We start from the raw sequence: 14756 nt of genomic DNA on the forward strand, positions 1-14756 counted from the left end.
ATTGCTTTTTCACATTGACACTGGAGCCAATAAAGAAAATCATATACCCTTTTACTATAAACAGACTGATACACCAGAGACCTCGATTATTCCTAAATCCCCCTTGGTATACCAACCTTTTTATTTATTGTTTTATCTCTTAAGGAGCGAAAAGGCTCTAAACATAGACCCGACAAACATAAGCCCCGCACCACCAAGTAATAAATAAATACATAGTGTTTTATCAATAACATTCAAAGGATAAAGCAAGGCACCCAGTGCGAAAAAAGCCCCTATTCCTGTTATAATCCATCCTAATTTTTTCATGCGCAACTCCTAAAAATTAATTATTTAGTGAAGCTCCTCTAAGGGTTTCACCATCTATTGCAAAAACTACTCTGTCTTATTCCCATAATAATAGCTTAAACCATTTAAAAACTTACAACAAGTACGATTATCTTTCTAAAGGGTTTATTTAAAATTAACTAGAACTAAGAATCTCTCTATACGAAAAAAGGAACCATAACTGGTTCCTTCAGACTGTAGACTAACTCGATGAAAATCGAGTTAGTCTACAGTTTTTTTGAGGGGTTGTAAAAATTCGAACGTTGATTTCCACTCCAGGCACTCGCTTTCCGCGGGCGGTCAGGGAGCCTCCTCGGCGCCTTTGCGCCTGTGGGGTCTCCCTTGGACACGCTTTTCCCGAAGAAGTCTCGCACCTTCCGTTCCAATCAACTTTGTTTTAACAATTAGAATAAACACTTTTGCCTAGTCTTTTTTGTTTTAATATAGGAGTATTAAAACTTGAGGTGATGACAATGCTTTTGAAACATAATTCTATTCAGCGAGATCAACTTGAAATGATTACTTTGGATCAACTGGTGCCAGCGAACCATTTGGTTCGTAAAATTGAGGGTCCATTGACTTCCTTTCATTTATGACTTGGTGAAAGAGATGTATTCAGAGATAGGCAGCCCAAGTATTGATCCAGTTATTTTAGCTAAATTGACATTCATATTCAAAGGGAATTTCAAAAGGGGTCCGGAATTAAAACATTCTGGACCCCTTTTGTCTACAAACTGAAAGGAACCATAGCTGGTTCCTTAAATTGAACGTATTCATATTTTGTCAGACATCCTTTTTATCCTTTTCCATGAATTCCTTTATCTTTCTTTCTTCCCATTCTGATCCGAAGTTACCATCTGCAAAAGTTGTTATACCGTGTACCAGAACTCCAATTCCCCATCCTCCAAGTGGATAGAGGAACCACCAATAACTAGTATCCGTAATTAGGTTCATAACAAAAAGCATAGCATTAACCAAGAAATACACCGTTAGATGAATGTAGAATGCCTTAAGGTTTTCCACCCGCTTTTTCGCTCTTAAATATTTATCTTCATTTTCCATTCCCTCGCCCCCTTATCGTAAACACTTAAATATATTATTCTCCACATCAATAATACCTTATTTACCCAATTTTTATTACAAAAAGGAGACGATGTACATCCTATGATGGAATGCCGGGAATTCGGTTAATAATCGAAGATTGTTTAACTGCTATCTTTGTAAACTTAGATACACTTCTAAAAAGTCAGCTGGATTTTACCCTATTGTATCCTCTTTCTTCATATGGCTGTATTTTTTCCAACCATGCTTCCTCAAGTTTTTTCAGTTCGCGCTTGGCATCAAAATATCCTGTTTCTTTCGGTTTTAGAACCTCTAGCACATCAAAAGAAAAGACTTCTTTCCCATATTGATTCCACTCATCTTGCAGCATTTTATTAGTACTTGTTCCCATTTCTAATTCAAATTGTTTACCCTTTAATGTCTTTAGATTCCTGGTGCTTCCTATAAATACTTTATTATTTATCGAGTTTTTTATTTGGTAAACTCCCGCTTCAACTTTTGTTTCCTTATATAATTGCTTCAATTCTTTTTTTCGATCCATCTTCATTGCCTCCATTCGTCATTTCTTCAGCCAATATTGGCTTCCATCAGGCTTTCTATCCAAGAATCCATATTCTATTAAATACCTTCTCAAAAGAACATAGTCATGATAGGCCGCTTCCAATATTTGATTGATTTCTTTTTCACTATATTTCTGGTCATTTTTAAAACGTTTCGAAATTTCTTGAAGAACAATAAACCTTTGTTTTTCCTTTGGTGGAAAAGTACTCAAAGCTGCCTGACTACCTTGTGGAAAGAATTTTTTCAATATGACCTCTTTTTCATCCCGCGTAACATTATAACGATCATCCACCATCCTTGCTTTTTGATGAAGAGGAACAAATGCAGGCGCATGTTTATCTTTATCTTTTAAAAGTTCCATCATGGCCAAAAATAACTTAGCTTGACGCTCTTTCTCTTTTAATACAAAGCGATGGTTCCGAATAGTAGAAGAACTCCCAATTCCCATTTCCTCTTGCACCTCAGCATCGTTTTTCCCTTGATAAAAAAGACGAAGAAGGCGATTCTGATGATCTGTGAGACCTGTTAGTTTCTTATCGAGATCAATCAAGTATTCGAACACCGATCGATGCGCATTTTCGATATGAATACGCATATACCTTTCTGCTTCATAAAGAGTCCCATCTATTGGATACACTATCCCTTTTTGAACTGTATTTCCGCACAGCAAACAAATAAACTGATTCTCTTCTTCGATATACCCCTGTTTTAGCTCATCATGCGATGCACTCCAAAACATTTCTGCATCCTGCATAAAACAAACACTTCCTTATAAAGTTTATAATATAATAAACATAATATTAATTTGTTTATATAATGTCAACATTTTTTGTGAATTAGACATTTTTATATCGTATTTATTCATTTTCCACATTAGTTTCGTTGCATTTTCACAAAAGGGGGTAGACTTTGGGAACATATAGTTTTGGGTAAAGAGAGAGCTTTTAAGAAGTTTTTGAGTAGATGGGTTAATGGGAGTTTATTACTGATTGTCTGATTATTTACGGAGTGTATTGGACGTTCTTTGAAAAGCGGATTCTACCAACAGCGGATTTTCTTACAAAAGAATCATCTCTTGTCGACGAATATACGTTGAATGTTGACTTTACGAATGGCATTGCGGCGAAAGACGGTAATTATTAAGAATTATTAAAAATTATTAAATTATTACCCTTAAACATTAAATAGGAATTGATGTACCAAGTCAAAAAGCATCCAACTAGTTGGATGCTTTTTTTCAAATAATAATATGAAATTGGTTGAATTTAGTATAAATCCTTTGATTCGATAAAGAAGAATAAGTATTAGTTAGGCACAAACTTAAGTATTCCTTCCAGATAAACACCTTGTTCTTTTTTCGTGCACGCTCTTAACTTAATTCTTCCCTCCTCTTCTAATTCCTTGGCTAATTGGACTACCTTAGTTCCATCTTCGGCTATCTCTACTGAAAAGAAATTCCCCCGAGTGGAAGTTTGAATGAACTTAAATAATTTATCTTTATTCATCTAAACAACTCCTTATTTATTACAAATTCGACACAAAAGATAATCTACCTGCGATAAATAGAAATAAAAAACTTCCTTGAAGGAATACGAACATGAATAGTCCTAGAATCACAAGTCAATAGACATTCATTCTTGTAATTAGAAACCTAATTATTCTCCCTCTGATTTTTCCCAAGGTAAAAATGGAGTTCATACAATCACTAGATATTAACCCTTGCTCACTTGCCCTAAAACGAAAAAAACCTACGACAATGTAAAGGTCTATGAACATAATAATATTAATACCGAAAATAAGGAATCCCCCTAATCAATCATTTTAACTTTATCCCGATAAAAGAAAAACAGCCAAAACCTTAAAAAGGTTTTGGCTGTTTTTGTTAGTGTCCCAGGAGAGATTCGAACTCCCGACCGACGCCTTAGAAGGGCGTTGCTCTATCCAGCTGAGCTACTGAGACATTTCGCTGATTTTCTTCAGTTCAGTATAACGGTCACTTTTCGAACTTAGTCCGTAATCGTGATTTTTATTATAACCTAGTATAATACTCATTGCAATACTAGTAATAATAAATTTTGAAGAGTTATAGAATACCCCTACATTAATTCAAAATTTATCATGGTATTTGAATAAAGCTTGCAGTAAAAAAATGCAGAATACACTCTATCGAACAATTCGAAGTGATCATAATAATCAACAAAAGGAGAACACTTTGTTATAAGCGTTCTCTTCTTTTATCATATATAACTTATTAATTCATGATGACCAACCAATGTTATAAAAGGCAGTTAGAGAAAGCAGTGTCATCCTGTTTATTTTAGTTAGATAAGTTACAAAACTGACGAATGATTTTCCGGATTCTTTAGCATAGTAAACTTTTCATTCCTTCATAAAACCAGTAATTTGACGATACAGCTTCTCGGGATGGGTGAAATTGACCATATGGTCAGCACCTGGAATTTCTATGATTCGAGCGTCTGAGTGCTTTCGAAAGTAATTGGCAACACGAAGGTTATCGGGTGAATCCTCCTTACCGATTATCAATAATGTTTGGGCCGTCAATTCTCCTAATCTTTCGATGGCCGGTGGTTGCGGCCAAATCAATTTAACAGCCGGCCATTCAAACATTCGGTTCATATGGTGCCGGAGCATTTGAACCATCAAATTCCGGTGAGGACTCATTGTTACAACACGATAGGATGGATCACTGAGCAAAAGCTCAATCATCTTATCGATATCGGGGGCAGCTTCATGAATCGTCTTCATTCTCTCTTCAAATTCCTTTGAATAGCTAAACCCAGATAATCCAGGCGCAAGCAAAACAAGTTTTGAAACCCTTTCAGGATAATTCAGAGCGAATTCAGTGGCAATTTGGCCACCCATTGAGTGACCGATGAGTGTCGCCTGATTGATTTCTAGATGATTAAGCAGCGACAGCAAATCTTCAACCTGGTTGACATCTTCTAAAGGGGTCGGTGATTTCCCGGTCCCACGTCCGTCAAAAGCAACGACCTTGTAGTGTTTCGCTAAAAGAGATGCGACAAATGTCCAGTTTCGTACATCAGCACCACCAGTGAGGAGAACCACAGGATGACCATTTCCATTAACTTCGTAATACAAATCCATTGAAATCCCTCCACCCATTACGATTTAATAATTAAAAATATGTTATCTTTCTTAATAATCCTGCCTTTTTCTGACTTAACTTACAATTCAAGAAGCACCCTTTAATTTCCTTCCTTATTCTAGAATATCGCCCGATTGCGGAACAAAAATAAAGAAAATATCTTCATCTGTACTACACCTTACTTCAAAAAAACCAGCCCCATAAACGGGCGTTTATGGGGCTATTAATCCCTTTAATAAAAAAACAACTTATTTATGTTTATTCATAGAATCAAAACTCATTCCCAAAAACAAAGTAACATTTTCGATGATTTATACCTTTTTTGGTGCTAATATATGAAAAAAATATATTGGAACGCCCTTGGTTTAGAAGCGATAGAACTAGAAACAGGTATTTCCTCTAATAGTCCCCTTGCGTCTACTTCAACATCTAATAATCCTTTTCTTTTGGTCATACGAAAAAACCTCCTATATCGTTAGTAGGATAAGTCGATATACGGTGTAATTTCTTACATGACCGTTATACTGACCGTTTCACTAAACGATATAGAAGGTTTTCGTATCGGGCTTTAAAGCCACTTTGTTAGTGTCCCAGGAGAGATTCGAACTCCCGACCGACGCCTTAGAAGGGCGTTGCTCTATCCAGCTGAGCTACTGAGACATTTATGATATAAGTTGCGGTAAAACTTATGTATGTATTACCTTAACTGTTCCCTTAGGACACTTCTTATTATAGTAGGATACCAAAAGAAAGTCAACGGTTTTTCATAAAAAAGTTTTTTTCTTTTTTATAAGCCAGGAAGCGGGGAAAAACGCTTCCTGTTCATTATACATTAAGTTAGTCGATTCGATAAACCCTACTTAGCTCCTCAACGATTTTTCCTTCAAGATCATAATAGATGATTTCAAGTTGGTCACTTCCAATATCCAAAATGGCATATGTTTTCTCTTTTCGTCCGCGTGGCTGGCGTATGCTTCCTGGATTGATGAAGAGCTTGCCGTCAATCAACTCGGAACCAGCGGCGTGGGAGTGACCGAAGCAAATAATATCGGCACCGATTTCTTCACTTTTATAAGACAAATTCATTAAAGTCATCTTAATGTTATACAGATGTCCGTGGGTTAAGAAAAAGCGCTTGCCGCCAATGCCTTCAACAGAGTCATCTGGATAGGTGGCATCATAATCACAGTTCCCCCGTACCGCTAAAAAGCTCTTCATGAGAGGGTCTTTGCTTTCTAGCTCTGAATCACCGCAATGAATCATAGTAGCAACTTCTTCTTTATGACGGTCGGTTATCATGCTGATTTCATGAGTTAAGCCATGGCTGTCACTCATTATTAGCACTTTCATCGTCACATTCCTTCTTCCCTTTTTAGAAATTGACCTAGTTTTTCATCCAAAGCCTTCAATGCATTGGCACGGTGGCTGATTTGGTTTTTTTCCTCTTTTGTCAGCTCAGCATTTGTTTTCCCCTGCTCTTTAACAAAAAAGACTGGGTCATATCCAAATCCATTCGTTCCTGAAGGCTGTTCGGTAATCAAGCCTTCCATCGTCCCAGAAACGGTGATTGTTTCCTGATTTGGTGACGCTAACGCTAAGGCGCAATAAAACCTTGCTGTTCTTTCCGCTTCTGGTACACCCTCTAGTTCCTGCAGAACTTTTTTCGTGTTCGCTTCATCACTCTTTGACTCGCCAGCATAGCGCGCAGAGTATACACCAGGACGCCCATCTAATGCATCGACAATCAAACCGGAGTCATCAGCTATCACGAAGTGACCTAGTTGATGGGCAATGGCTTCTGCTTTAAGAATTGCATTTTCTTCAAAAGTCGTTCCTGTTTCCTCCACATCCGGTGCGTCCGGTACGTCAAGAAGTGTTTTGACTTCATATCCTTTTGCTGAGAATAGACTTTCGAATTCCTTGGCTTTTCCTTTATTTTTTGTTGCAATAATTACTGTCTTCATACTTTGTCTCACCCTTTTGTATTTTATCGGCAATAACTCCAAGTGCTTCTTTTTGCACCTCGAATAAGGTTTGAAGTCCTTCTTGAGCTATTGAAAGTAATTGCTGTAACTCGTTATATGTAAAAGTTGCCTCTTCCCCTGTGCCCTGCAATTCGACAAATTCACCACTGCCTGTCATGATGATATTCATATCCACAAGGGCTGCTGAATCTTCCTGATAATTTAAGTCTAACACAACTCCTGCTTCTTCAATAATCCCGACACTTGTTGCTGCTAGATAATTTTTCAACGGAAATACCGCCAGTTTCCCCTCTTCATCCAGCCTATTTAAAGCAAGAGCCAACGCTACGAATGCGCCCGTAATTGAAGCTGTCCGAGTGCCGCCATCTGCCTGAATAACATCGCAATCAATCCAGATCGTTTTCTCACCTAGCGCCTCTAAATCGACCACTGCCCGCAGTGACCGTCCAATTAGCCTCTGAATTTCCATCGTGCGCCCTGTTATTTTCCCTTTTGCCGATTCCCTGATTGTCCGTTGATTGGTTGCTCGCGGAAGCATCGAATACTCAGCATTAATCCAGCCTTTCTTTTTACCGCGCATAAACGGCGGAACCCGCTCATCAACGCTTGCGGCACAGATGACCTTTGTGTCACCGACGGTAATTAATACCGAACCTTCAGGATGCTTCAAATAATCTTTTTGGATCTGTATCGTCCTTAATTCAGTATTCAGCCTGCCGTCAACGCGCATTTTGTATCCCCCTAATTTCAAAAAAAGAATAAGAGGCAGCGAAAGGCTGCCTCATTGTGTTATATCTATAGTATACAAAATCGTTTCTTTAAAAACTACCTGTGTTCACTTTTTCTGGACGGACCACAGGTTCTGATAATTTCTTTCCTTCTTCGTTAAGAATATCTACACTGCCTTGCACCTGTACTTCAACACTTTCAATTCCCTTTTGCTCCGTCAAAGATAAAACTAAGGCATCAAGAACATCTTGAGAAACCTTTTTCTCTTTAAAACTACCAAGAATGTTTTCGTTAAAATTGAGGGTAACCTTTCCTTCTGCCATTTTCGGCTGATCAAGTAAGGCCACATCACTCATGAAGCCCGTTTGCAGGTTTGTTCCAGAAGGACTCTTCGTTAATTCCTCAATAACTGCTGTTACATTATCGGACACCGTCTCGCTAATACGGCGTGTTACCGGTACATAATAGGTGTACTCCTCGTCCCCGCCAATGTAATAGACAGTCAACGCTTTCGTATTCGAAATATCTACCACGTCACTGGTATCAATATTGATTCCGGAAGACCGTGAGATATTTTCATCTATCGGCGTGCCATTGACTGGCATTTCCGTAATATCTTCCCCATTGATCCTCATTTGGATTTTATCAACCGAGTCGAATTGAGTTAGTGTCCATGTAATAGCTTGAAGAATTTTGAGTTCATCTTCTTTTTGATAATTTTTGAACTCCGGTGAAAAGTCAGCCACAGCCACTCCTTCTTTTATGTTTACACTTATTTGAGTATCGGCAGGAATAACCGCTCTAAACCCATTGGGAAGCTTATCTGTAACTGGTCCATTATCCACGAGGTAGTCAAGGGCCTGTTTTGCGACGGCTTCCGATTTAGGAAGTTCCATTGTCTGTGGAACCACATATCCACTTTTATCAATTAAATACAACTCGGTCTTCACTGTTGCTGTTTCACCAGCAGTCTCTTCCCCATCTGTTGCCGGCTGTTGCTCCCCGTTGGACTCTTTTAATGAAGATTCATCCTCGACTAATGAAACATCCTTAGGCGGGTCAATCTCCTTTTTCTCTTCACCCCCAAATAATCCACATCCGGAAAGAAAAAAAGAAGATGCCAGAATGGTCACAGCCATTGTTACTTTTGATTTATTGGACATAAAATCACTCCTAGGACAGTTTGTACTCCTATTTATACGAGCCCTAAGGGAAAATAGACCAATTATTTTTCTCTCTGATCATGCAGCTGAGCAATCTGGCCGTACCGTTGTATGTTTGTCAGTTTTAATTTGACTTCAGGATTTCCTGCTTGAAACAAAGAAATCCCTTTACCTAATACTGTAGGAATAATAGAAAGAATCATTTCATCCACCAGCTGTTTTCTCATGAACTCACTAACTAACTCCGCACCACCGACTAGCCAAATCCTTGAGTCACCCTTTAGATTTCCGATGAAATCTTCCACATCTTCATTTACAAATTCCAGGTGCTCGTCTTTACCTTTCGCGCACTTCTAGAAAAGACGTAGCAGGTTTTATCTTGATAAGGAAATTCTTCTGCTAGTGTATATCTGTTGATACGTTTTGTTTCCCATGATCACCGTATCAATATTTTTAAAGAAATCGCCGTATCCATTATCCCCTGCACCTTCTGTCTCTTCAAGCCAATCTATGCTTCCATCCTCTCTTGCTATATATCCATCCATGCTTGTAGCTATATACATAACGATATGCTTTTGTGATACCATTTTTTTTGCTCCTTTCCACAAAAAAAAGACCTCCAAATGGAAGTCTTATAGGTGGTCAATTTTAATTGTTTCTATTGCATTGATATGAATACCGAGCCAACTCGATGCGATTGACCCAAACATATCTCTTGAACCAGTTGTGTAAAAACGATGAACCGGACGCTGCTTGCTTTTATTGATTAATCGATAGTAATCCAAAATAACACTTGCCTCACGGGCTGTCTCTTCCCCAGAGGAAATGACTTGTACTTTATCTCCCATATACTCTGAGATTACAGGCCCTAACAGCGGATAATGGGTACAGCCAAGGATTAATGTATCGATTTTCGTTTTCTTTAACGGGTTTAAAGTTTGAGCCACAACCCTATTCACGATTTTCCCTTGAAACTCTCCGCTTTCTACGATGGGGACAAATTTTGGACAAGCTAAACTATCCACTTTCACATCCGAATTGATGGAGGCAAGAGCGTCGTCATAGGCCTTGCTTTTCACTGTACCTTCTGTGCCAATTACTCCAATATGTAGAGAATTAGAAACCTTCAATGCCGCCCTTGCCCCTGGATGAATAACACCCAATACAGGAATCGGAAGTATCGCTCTAATTTCATCGAGCACCGCTGCAGTCGCAGTATTGCAGGCAATGATTAACATTTTAATATCCTTCTTCAATAAGAACCTTGTCATTTGCCAAGTGAAGGTTTGGACATCTTTTTTCGACCTTGGTCCATAAGGGCATCTTGCGGTATCGCCCAAGTAAATTATATTTTCATTTGGTAGCTGGCGCATGACTTCTTTAGCCACTGTCAAACCACCTACCCCCGAATCAATGATTCCTATTGGTTGTTTCAAAAATCTCGCCTCATTTTTCTTTCATTTCTTGATGTAGTTTTGCTAAAGTCCCACTTAGGGAAACGATATCGGATTCGCTGAAATTGACTAAAACGCCACTCAAGTACTGCTGCCGTTTGTTGATCACTTCTTCGATAATCCGTTCGCCTTCTTCAAGAAGGTGAATGCGAACCACACGCCGGTCTTTCTCATCCTTGACGCGCTGAACAAGCTGATGTTTCTCCATGCGGTCAATCAGTTCCGTCGTTGTGCTAAAGGCAAGAAACATCTTCGTAGACAATTCGCCAATCGTCATGTCGCCCGCTTCAAAAAGCCATTGCAAAGCCAGAAACTGAGGAATAGTAATTTTATAATCACTAAGAATTTCCCGTCCCCTTTGCTTAAGCCATGACGAAACATAGCGCAATTCCCTTTCGATCTCGACCACATGTGCAGCCTGATTCTCTTCACCCATACACCCAGCTCCCCACTTCATGAAACTTATCATACTACCATTTTGGGGGAAAGTGAAATAAATTTCAAGATAGATTATCTAAAGGATATAATGAAACCCCCTCCATTAAAATAAGCAGCATCTAAAGAAGTCAACACAATGAGAAATTATCTCAGACTTCCTTAAATGCTGCCAATGAATGGGAGAGAAAAAATATATAAGGCTTACGTATTAATGAGTCAACACATTAAAGCTTAAGTTCTCCCATACGAAGGAGTTCTATAACTGCCTGCGAACGTCCTTTGACTCCAAGCTTCTGCATCGCATTTGAAATATGGTTTCGAACTGTTTTTTCGCTAATAAACAATTCACCTGCGATTTCTTTTGTTGTTTTATCTTGTACTAGTAACTCAAATACTTCTTTTTCTCTTTTGGTGAGTAGTGGCTTATGAGTGAATTCGTTCTCCTTCAAGTAATGTTACCCTCCTTGCCTTCACCAGCATAAAACCCGGAGTGGGTGTCTATTTAGTCAAGATATAGTATGTCGGCTGGGGCAAGGGAGTGACTCTTTTACTTGTCTAATTGAAATTTTATTTAAGAATGTTTGACTTTTGTTCGCGCCATACGTTCCTTCATCTCTTCCGGCCAAGGAATCGGATTCCCAGTGGTTTTAGAGACTTGGACAATAGTTCCTCTACCCGTCAAGCAAACCGAACCATCTTGCTTGGTTCCCATGTAATGAATGTCCACAGAAGAATTCACGACACGGGCCGCTTTTACATAGATCATCAATTGATCGTTAAAAAAAACCTGCTGGATATAATCACACTGTAAATCGGCAACAACCGGTATCTCATTGCTTCCATCCGAAGTCCAATCCTTCATAAAACCCATGCTATTAAAATACTCAATTCGTGCTTCCTCAAAATAGGTAAATGGAACCGTATTATTCAAATGACCGAACATATCCGTTTCCGAAAAACGGACCTTAATTTCATGTTTAAAAGAAAAGTCGCTGCCCCATTCTTTTATATTATCGATATATGATATTCTGTTCAATCTGTGCACCCCCTTATAAAATGAATGACTATTCACTCATTTTATAAGAAAAAATAGATAATGGAAAGGATTTTATATTCTCATCCTGTAAATATGATGGATTCGACCACTTAATTGTTGAAGCATACATACACCCAAATAATAGCTTTATTGTATTAGATCCCGGATTGACCGATCACGATATCGTAGAAGAATGCACAGCTGATTTTGCTAATAAGACTATCGTTAACATCTATTACAACCACGATGAACATCTATATCAGATAGAACCTAGATCTGCAAATGAGATAGTTTGGTATCACAGTCGTCCAGATGAATCCAATCAATTCAGCGTACTGAGTGAAATTTGGGATATCGATGATATGATTCCATTTACAAAATTTCAATTAGAAAAATAATACGTATCCGGTTCATAGACAACACATTTGTGTCATTTTTATGGGCCGTTTATTTCTTTACCTCACTCTTTCAACAAAATTGATATTATGTTGAAAGAGTGGATTTCAATATTTATCCCCTCTTTTTCAAAATGTGACACAAAAGTGATGTCTTTCCATGTTATGCTTTTAACAAACAAATAAGGAGCTGTAAACATGATTAGAATATTTGTTGTCATTTTACTTGCTAGCTTAATGCTAATTGGTTGTTCTTCTCAATCGAATGTAAAAACTTCGAATGTAAAGGCATCTAAAGAAGGGTCTGAATATAACGATATCGCAGAGGATATTTATCAAACAAACAAAAACGACAATAAACAAACAGTGATACTTGAAATCGATTCGAAATAATATTCGAAAAAAGAGCGACTGCATTCAATTAGCAATCGCTCTTTTATTTATTTTATCTAGTTCTATAGTAGTTTTCAGCTGTGTATATAGGCCAGCTCCAAAACGGTACACCTTGTGAAATAATGTAGCGGTCTAAGAAGATTTCAAAGTTAAGGTTTAGAGTTTTTATATCTGTAAATTCCAAAATGTTAAGGTAATTTGGATCCCCACCCTTTAGTTTTTCTATATCTAATATTAGATAACAGTCTTCCAATAGGTGTGCGATAGGAATCCCATGTTCACTTATATATTCAACTTCTTGAGTTTCTTTTATTTCATCTAAGTTAAAAAAATGAAGACCGCCCCCTATGTTAACACCGTCGTCATTGACTGATTCATATATTCTTGCCCCATTATGGAGTGTCAAGAACGCCTTGTAGTCTTCAGGAAGCTTGATACCTTGTTCACTTTCAAACTTTTCAACTTCAGTTGTCTTTATTGGAGCGTTAAAAGAACACGAAACGCTATAGACTTCCCCTTCCTCTGCTACTGACTTCATTTGGTCTTTGTTATCCAACAATTTCTTTAATCCGGACAATGTACTTTGTACAAAATGACTCACTTCACTAATCCCTCCAATATCAATTAATAGGAAGCCCACCAAGGATTAACTGTTTTTTGATGGAGATCTCTTGGCAACGGAAATAAATTAGACATCGCATTCGTTCCGCCATATTTTAATGGTAATTCATGATGTATATCAGCATTAGGCCATTTTGGTCCCCAATTTGGATCTCCATATGTTTTAATATACCATGGCATGAATTTATCCTTAAGTTTAGTATCTCTCTTAGTTCGTTTTTCTTCTGGTACTACCGCTATATTAGCTTTTGTCGGAGTCCACATAGTCGTTCTATTGTGTGAATTGTATATTTCAGGATAAGTAACTGTCTTTTTATTAACTAATACCTCTTCTGTTGCTCCATCACTAGTTTTTGTGCCACTACCTGTCCATCCCGCCGTAGTTCTTGAATAGGTTTGGTAAAAATGCGTAGTTTTATTATTGTAAGTCTTAGATGTTTTTTTACCTATTTTTATATCTGCACCTTGCCACTTCGTATCATATTTGGTTTGTTTTTCCGTATTTTTATAAACGAATAAATGACACAATTAATAAGTCTTTAATAAAAAGAACCCCAGATAAAACAATATAAAGATAATATCCCCACCATTAAAATCCGTTATTTCTCACCTTAATTTTAGATGTGAATCTGTTCACACTTTTTTAGACAAAAAAAGAACCTATATCCTAAGATACAGGTTCTTTTCTCATTATTAAACTTCGTCGCTTCCGAAGAAGTTACGGAATTGTTGAATAGTAGTATCACGGTTTAATGCTGCAATCGATGTAGTCAAAGGAATTCCTTTAGGGCAAGACTGCACACAGTTTTGTGAGTTACCGCAGTTTGCAAGGCCCCCATCAGACATAATTGTATTTAAACGTTCAGCTTTGTTCATTGCACCAGTTGGATGTGCATTGAATAAACGAACTTGTGATAATGGTTGTGGTCCCATGAAGTCTGAATTGCTGTTTACGTTCGGACAAGCTTCTAAACATACACCACAAGTCATACATTTAGATAATTCGTAAGCCCATTGACGTTTCTTTTCTGGCATACGTGGTCCTGGTCCAAGATTGTACGTACCATCGATTGGAATCCAAGCTTTTACCTTTTTCAATGAGTCGAACATACGGCTACGGTCGACTTGAAGGTCACGAACAACAGGGAAAGTACGCATTGGAGCAAGACGAACCGGCTGTTCTAATTGGTCAATAAGAGCTGTACAAGATTGTCTAGGTTTACCATTGATAACCATTGAACAAGCACCACATACTTCTTCAAGACAGTTCATGTCCCAAGCGATTGCTGTAGTGTGTTTGCCTTGTACTGTTACTGGATTACGACGAATTTCCATTAGAGCGGAAATTACATTCATATTCGGACGGTACGCTAATTCAAATTCCTCATCATAAGGAGCTGAATCCGGTGTATCTTGACGAGTGATTATAAAACGGACTGTTTTAGTCTCAGATTTAGTTTCAACCATT

Annotated in this window: 20 protein-coding genes, 2 tRNA genes and 2 pseudogenes; 3 read left to right on the forward strand and 21 right to left on the reverse strand. The window is 38.0% G+C overall.

Going from position 1 to position 14756, the window contains the following annotated elements:
- Positions 1–132: 132 nt before the first annotated feature.
- A complete protein-coding gene (locus RE409_RS20255) occupies positions 133–306 on the reverse strand; it encodes a hypothetical protein (protein WP_162878664.1) in 174 nt (57 codons plus the stop codon).
- Between the two features lie 491 nt (positions 307–797).
- On the opposite strand from RE409_RS20255, the pseudogene RE409_RS20260 reads away from it, so the two are divergent.
- A pseudogene (locus tag RE409_RS20260) lies at positions 798–996 on the forward strand (IS5/IS1182 family transposase); the annotation flags it as partial.
- A gap of 111 nt (positions 997–1107) precedes the next feature.
- Here the strand turns inward: RE409_RS20260 and RE409_RS20265 are convergent.
- From RE409_RS20265 to RE409_RS20275, 3 genes are all read right to left on the reverse strand, one after another.
- Positions 1108–1386 (reverse strand): 2TM domain-containing protein, encoded by a 279-nt coding sequence (locus tag RE409_RS20265; RefSeq protein ID WP_056529148.1) that lies wholly within the window; start codon positions 1384–1386, stop codon positions 1108–1110.
- Positions 1387–1570: 184 nt separating this feature from the next.
- On the reverse strand, positions 1571–1927 hold the full coding sequence (locus tag RE409_RS20270) for a GIY-YIG nuclease family protein (RefSeq protein WP_309557976.1): 357 nt from the start codon (positions 1925–1927) through the stop codon (positions 1571–1573).
- 18 nt (positions 1928–1945) lie between these two features.
- Positions 1946–2701 carry a DUF2087 domain-containing protein gene (locus tag RE409_RS20275; protein WP_201223465.1) on the reverse strand — a complete coding sequence of 252 codons (756 nt, stop codon included), beginning with the start codon at positions 2699–2701 and terminating at the stop codon, positions 1946–1948.
- Positions 2702–2943: 242 nt separating this feature from the next.
- Between RE409_RS20275 and RE409_RS20280 the strand changes: the two genes are divergently transcribed.
- Positions 2944–3090: a DUF5412 family protein gene (locus tag RE409_RS20280; RefSeq protein WP_397444188.1), complete on the forward strand. Its 147-nt coding sequence runs from the start codon at positions 2944–2946 to the stop codon at positions 3088–3090.
- 161 nt (positions 3091–3251) lie between these two features.
- On the opposite strand, the gene RE409_RS20285 is transcribed toward RE409_RS20280, so the two are convergent.
- From RE409_RS20285 to RE409_RS20350, 14 genes and pseudogenes are all read right to left on the reverse strand, one after another.
- A complete protein-coding gene (locus RE409_RS20285) occupies positions 3252–3452 on the reverse strand; it encodes a hypothetical protein (protein ID WP_201186072.1) in 201 nt (66 codons plus the stop codon).
- 381 nt (positions 3453–3833) lie between these two features.
- A tRNA-Arg gene (locus RE409_RS20290) sits at positions 3834–3907 on the reverse strand.
- A 419-nt stretch (positions 3908–4326) separates the two neighbouring features.
- A complete protein-coding gene (locus RE409_RS20295) occupies positions 4327–5073 on the reverse strand; it encodes an alpha/beta fold hydrolase (RefSeq protein WP_201186074.1) in 747 nt (248 codons plus the stop codon).
- Positions 5074–5402: 329 nt separating this feature from the next.
- Positions 5403–5528 (reverse strand): hypothetical protein, encoded by a 126-nt coding sequence (locus RE409_RS20300; RefSeq protein ID WP_274608353.1) that lies wholly within the window; start codon positions 5526–5528, stop codon positions 5403–5405.
- Positions 5529–5660: 132 nt separating this feature from the next.
- Positions 5661–5734: transfer RNA gene (locus RE409_RS20305), tRNA-Arg, on the reverse strand.
- A 177-nt stretch (positions 5735–5911) separates the two neighbouring features.
- Entirely contained in the window at positions 5912–6424 is a 513-nt protein-coding gene (locus RE409_RS20310) for a metallophosphoesterase family protein (RefSeq protein WP_309557977.1), read from the reverse strand.
- Positions 6425–6426: 2 nt separating this feature from the next.
- Positions 6427–7038 (reverse strand): XTP/dITP diphosphatase, encoded by a 612-nt coding sequence (locus tag RE409_RS20315; RefSeq protein ID WP_056529166.1) that lies wholly within the window; start codon positions 7036–7038, stop codon positions 6427–6429.
- Positions 7007–7789 (reverse strand): ribonuclease PH, encoded by a 783-nt coding sequence (rph, locus tag RE409_RS20320; protein WP_309557978.1) that lies wholly within the window; start codon positions 7787–7789, stop codon positions 7007–7009. Before rph ends, RE409_RS20315 begins: the two co-directional genes overlap by 32 nt.
- 88 nt (positions 7790–7877) lie before the next feature.
- Entirely contained in the window at positions 7878–8951 is a 1074-nt protein-coding gene (locus tag RE409_RS20325; protein WP_309557979.1) for a GerMN domain-containing protein, read from the reverse strand.
- Positions 8952–9013: 62 nt separating this feature from the next.
- A pseudogene (locus RE409_RS20330) lies at positions 9014–9538 on the reverse strand (dihydrofolate reductase family protein).
- 45 nt (positions 9539–9583) lie between these two features.
- Complete coding sequence (gene racE / locus RE409_RS20335) at positions 9584–10387, reverse strand: glutamate racemase (protein ID WP_201186085.1); 804 nt, start codon at positions 10385–10387, stop codon at positions 9584–9586.
- Between the two features lie 10 nt (positions 10388–10397).
- Positions 10398–10841 (reverse strand): MarR family winged helix-turn-helix transcriptional regulator, encoded by a 444-nt coding sequence (locus RE409_RS20340; protein ID WP_057218537.1) that lies wholly within the window; start codon positions 10839–10841, stop codon positions 10398–10400.
- A gap of 226 nt (positions 10842–11067) precedes the next feature.
- Positions 11068–11292, reverse strand: coding sequence for a helix-turn-helix domain-containing protein (locus tag RE409_RS20345; protein WP_028392149.1), 225 nt, complete (start codon positions 11290–11292; stop codon positions 11068–11070).
- A gap of 122 nt (positions 11293–11414) precedes the next feature.
- Positions 11415–11879, reverse strand: a complete 465-nt coding sequence (locus RE409_RS20350; protein ID WP_309557980.1) for an acyl-CoA thioesterase — start codon at positions 11877–11879, stop codon at positions 11415–11417.
- Positions 11880–12472: 593 nt separating this feature from the next.
- Here RE409_RS20350 and RE409_RS20355 point away from each other — a divergent pair.
- Complete coding sequence (locus RE409_RS20355) at positions 12473–12667, forward strand: hypothetical protein (RefSeq protein ID WP_201186089.1); 195 nt, start codon at positions 12473–12475, stop codon at positions 12665–12667.
- Between the two features lie 52 nt (positions 12668–12719).
- On the opposite strand, the gene RE409_RS20360 is transcribed toward RE409_RS20355, so the two are convergent.
- The 3 genes from RE409_RS20360 to sdhB all read right to left on the reverse strand — a co-directional run bounded on the left by RE409_RS20360 (position 12720) and on the right by sdhB (position 14755).
- Positions 12720–13268, reverse strand: a complete 549-nt coding sequence (locus RE409_RS20360) for an SMI1/KNR4 family protein (RefSeq protein ID WP_201186090.1) — start codon at positions 13266–13268, stop codon at positions 12720–12722.
- 23 nt (positions 13269–13291) lie between these two features.
- Entirely contained in the window at positions 13292–13816 is a 525-nt protein-coding gene (locus RE409_RS20365; protein ID WP_201250592.1) for an HNH endonuclease signature motif containing protein, read from the reverse strand.
- A 165-nt stretch (positions 13817–13981) separates the two neighbouring features.
- Entirely contained in the window at positions 13982–14755 is a 774-nt protein-coding gene (sdhB, locus tag RE409_RS20370; protein ID WP_053347215.1) for a succinate dehydrogenase iron-sulfur subunit, read from the reverse strand.
- Position 14756 lies beyond the last annotated feature (1 nt).

This window comes from Peribacillus sp. R9-11 (assembly GCF_031345095.1).
GTDB lineage: Bacteria > Bacillota > Bacilli > Bacillales > DSM-1321 > Peribacillus > Peribacillus butanolivorans.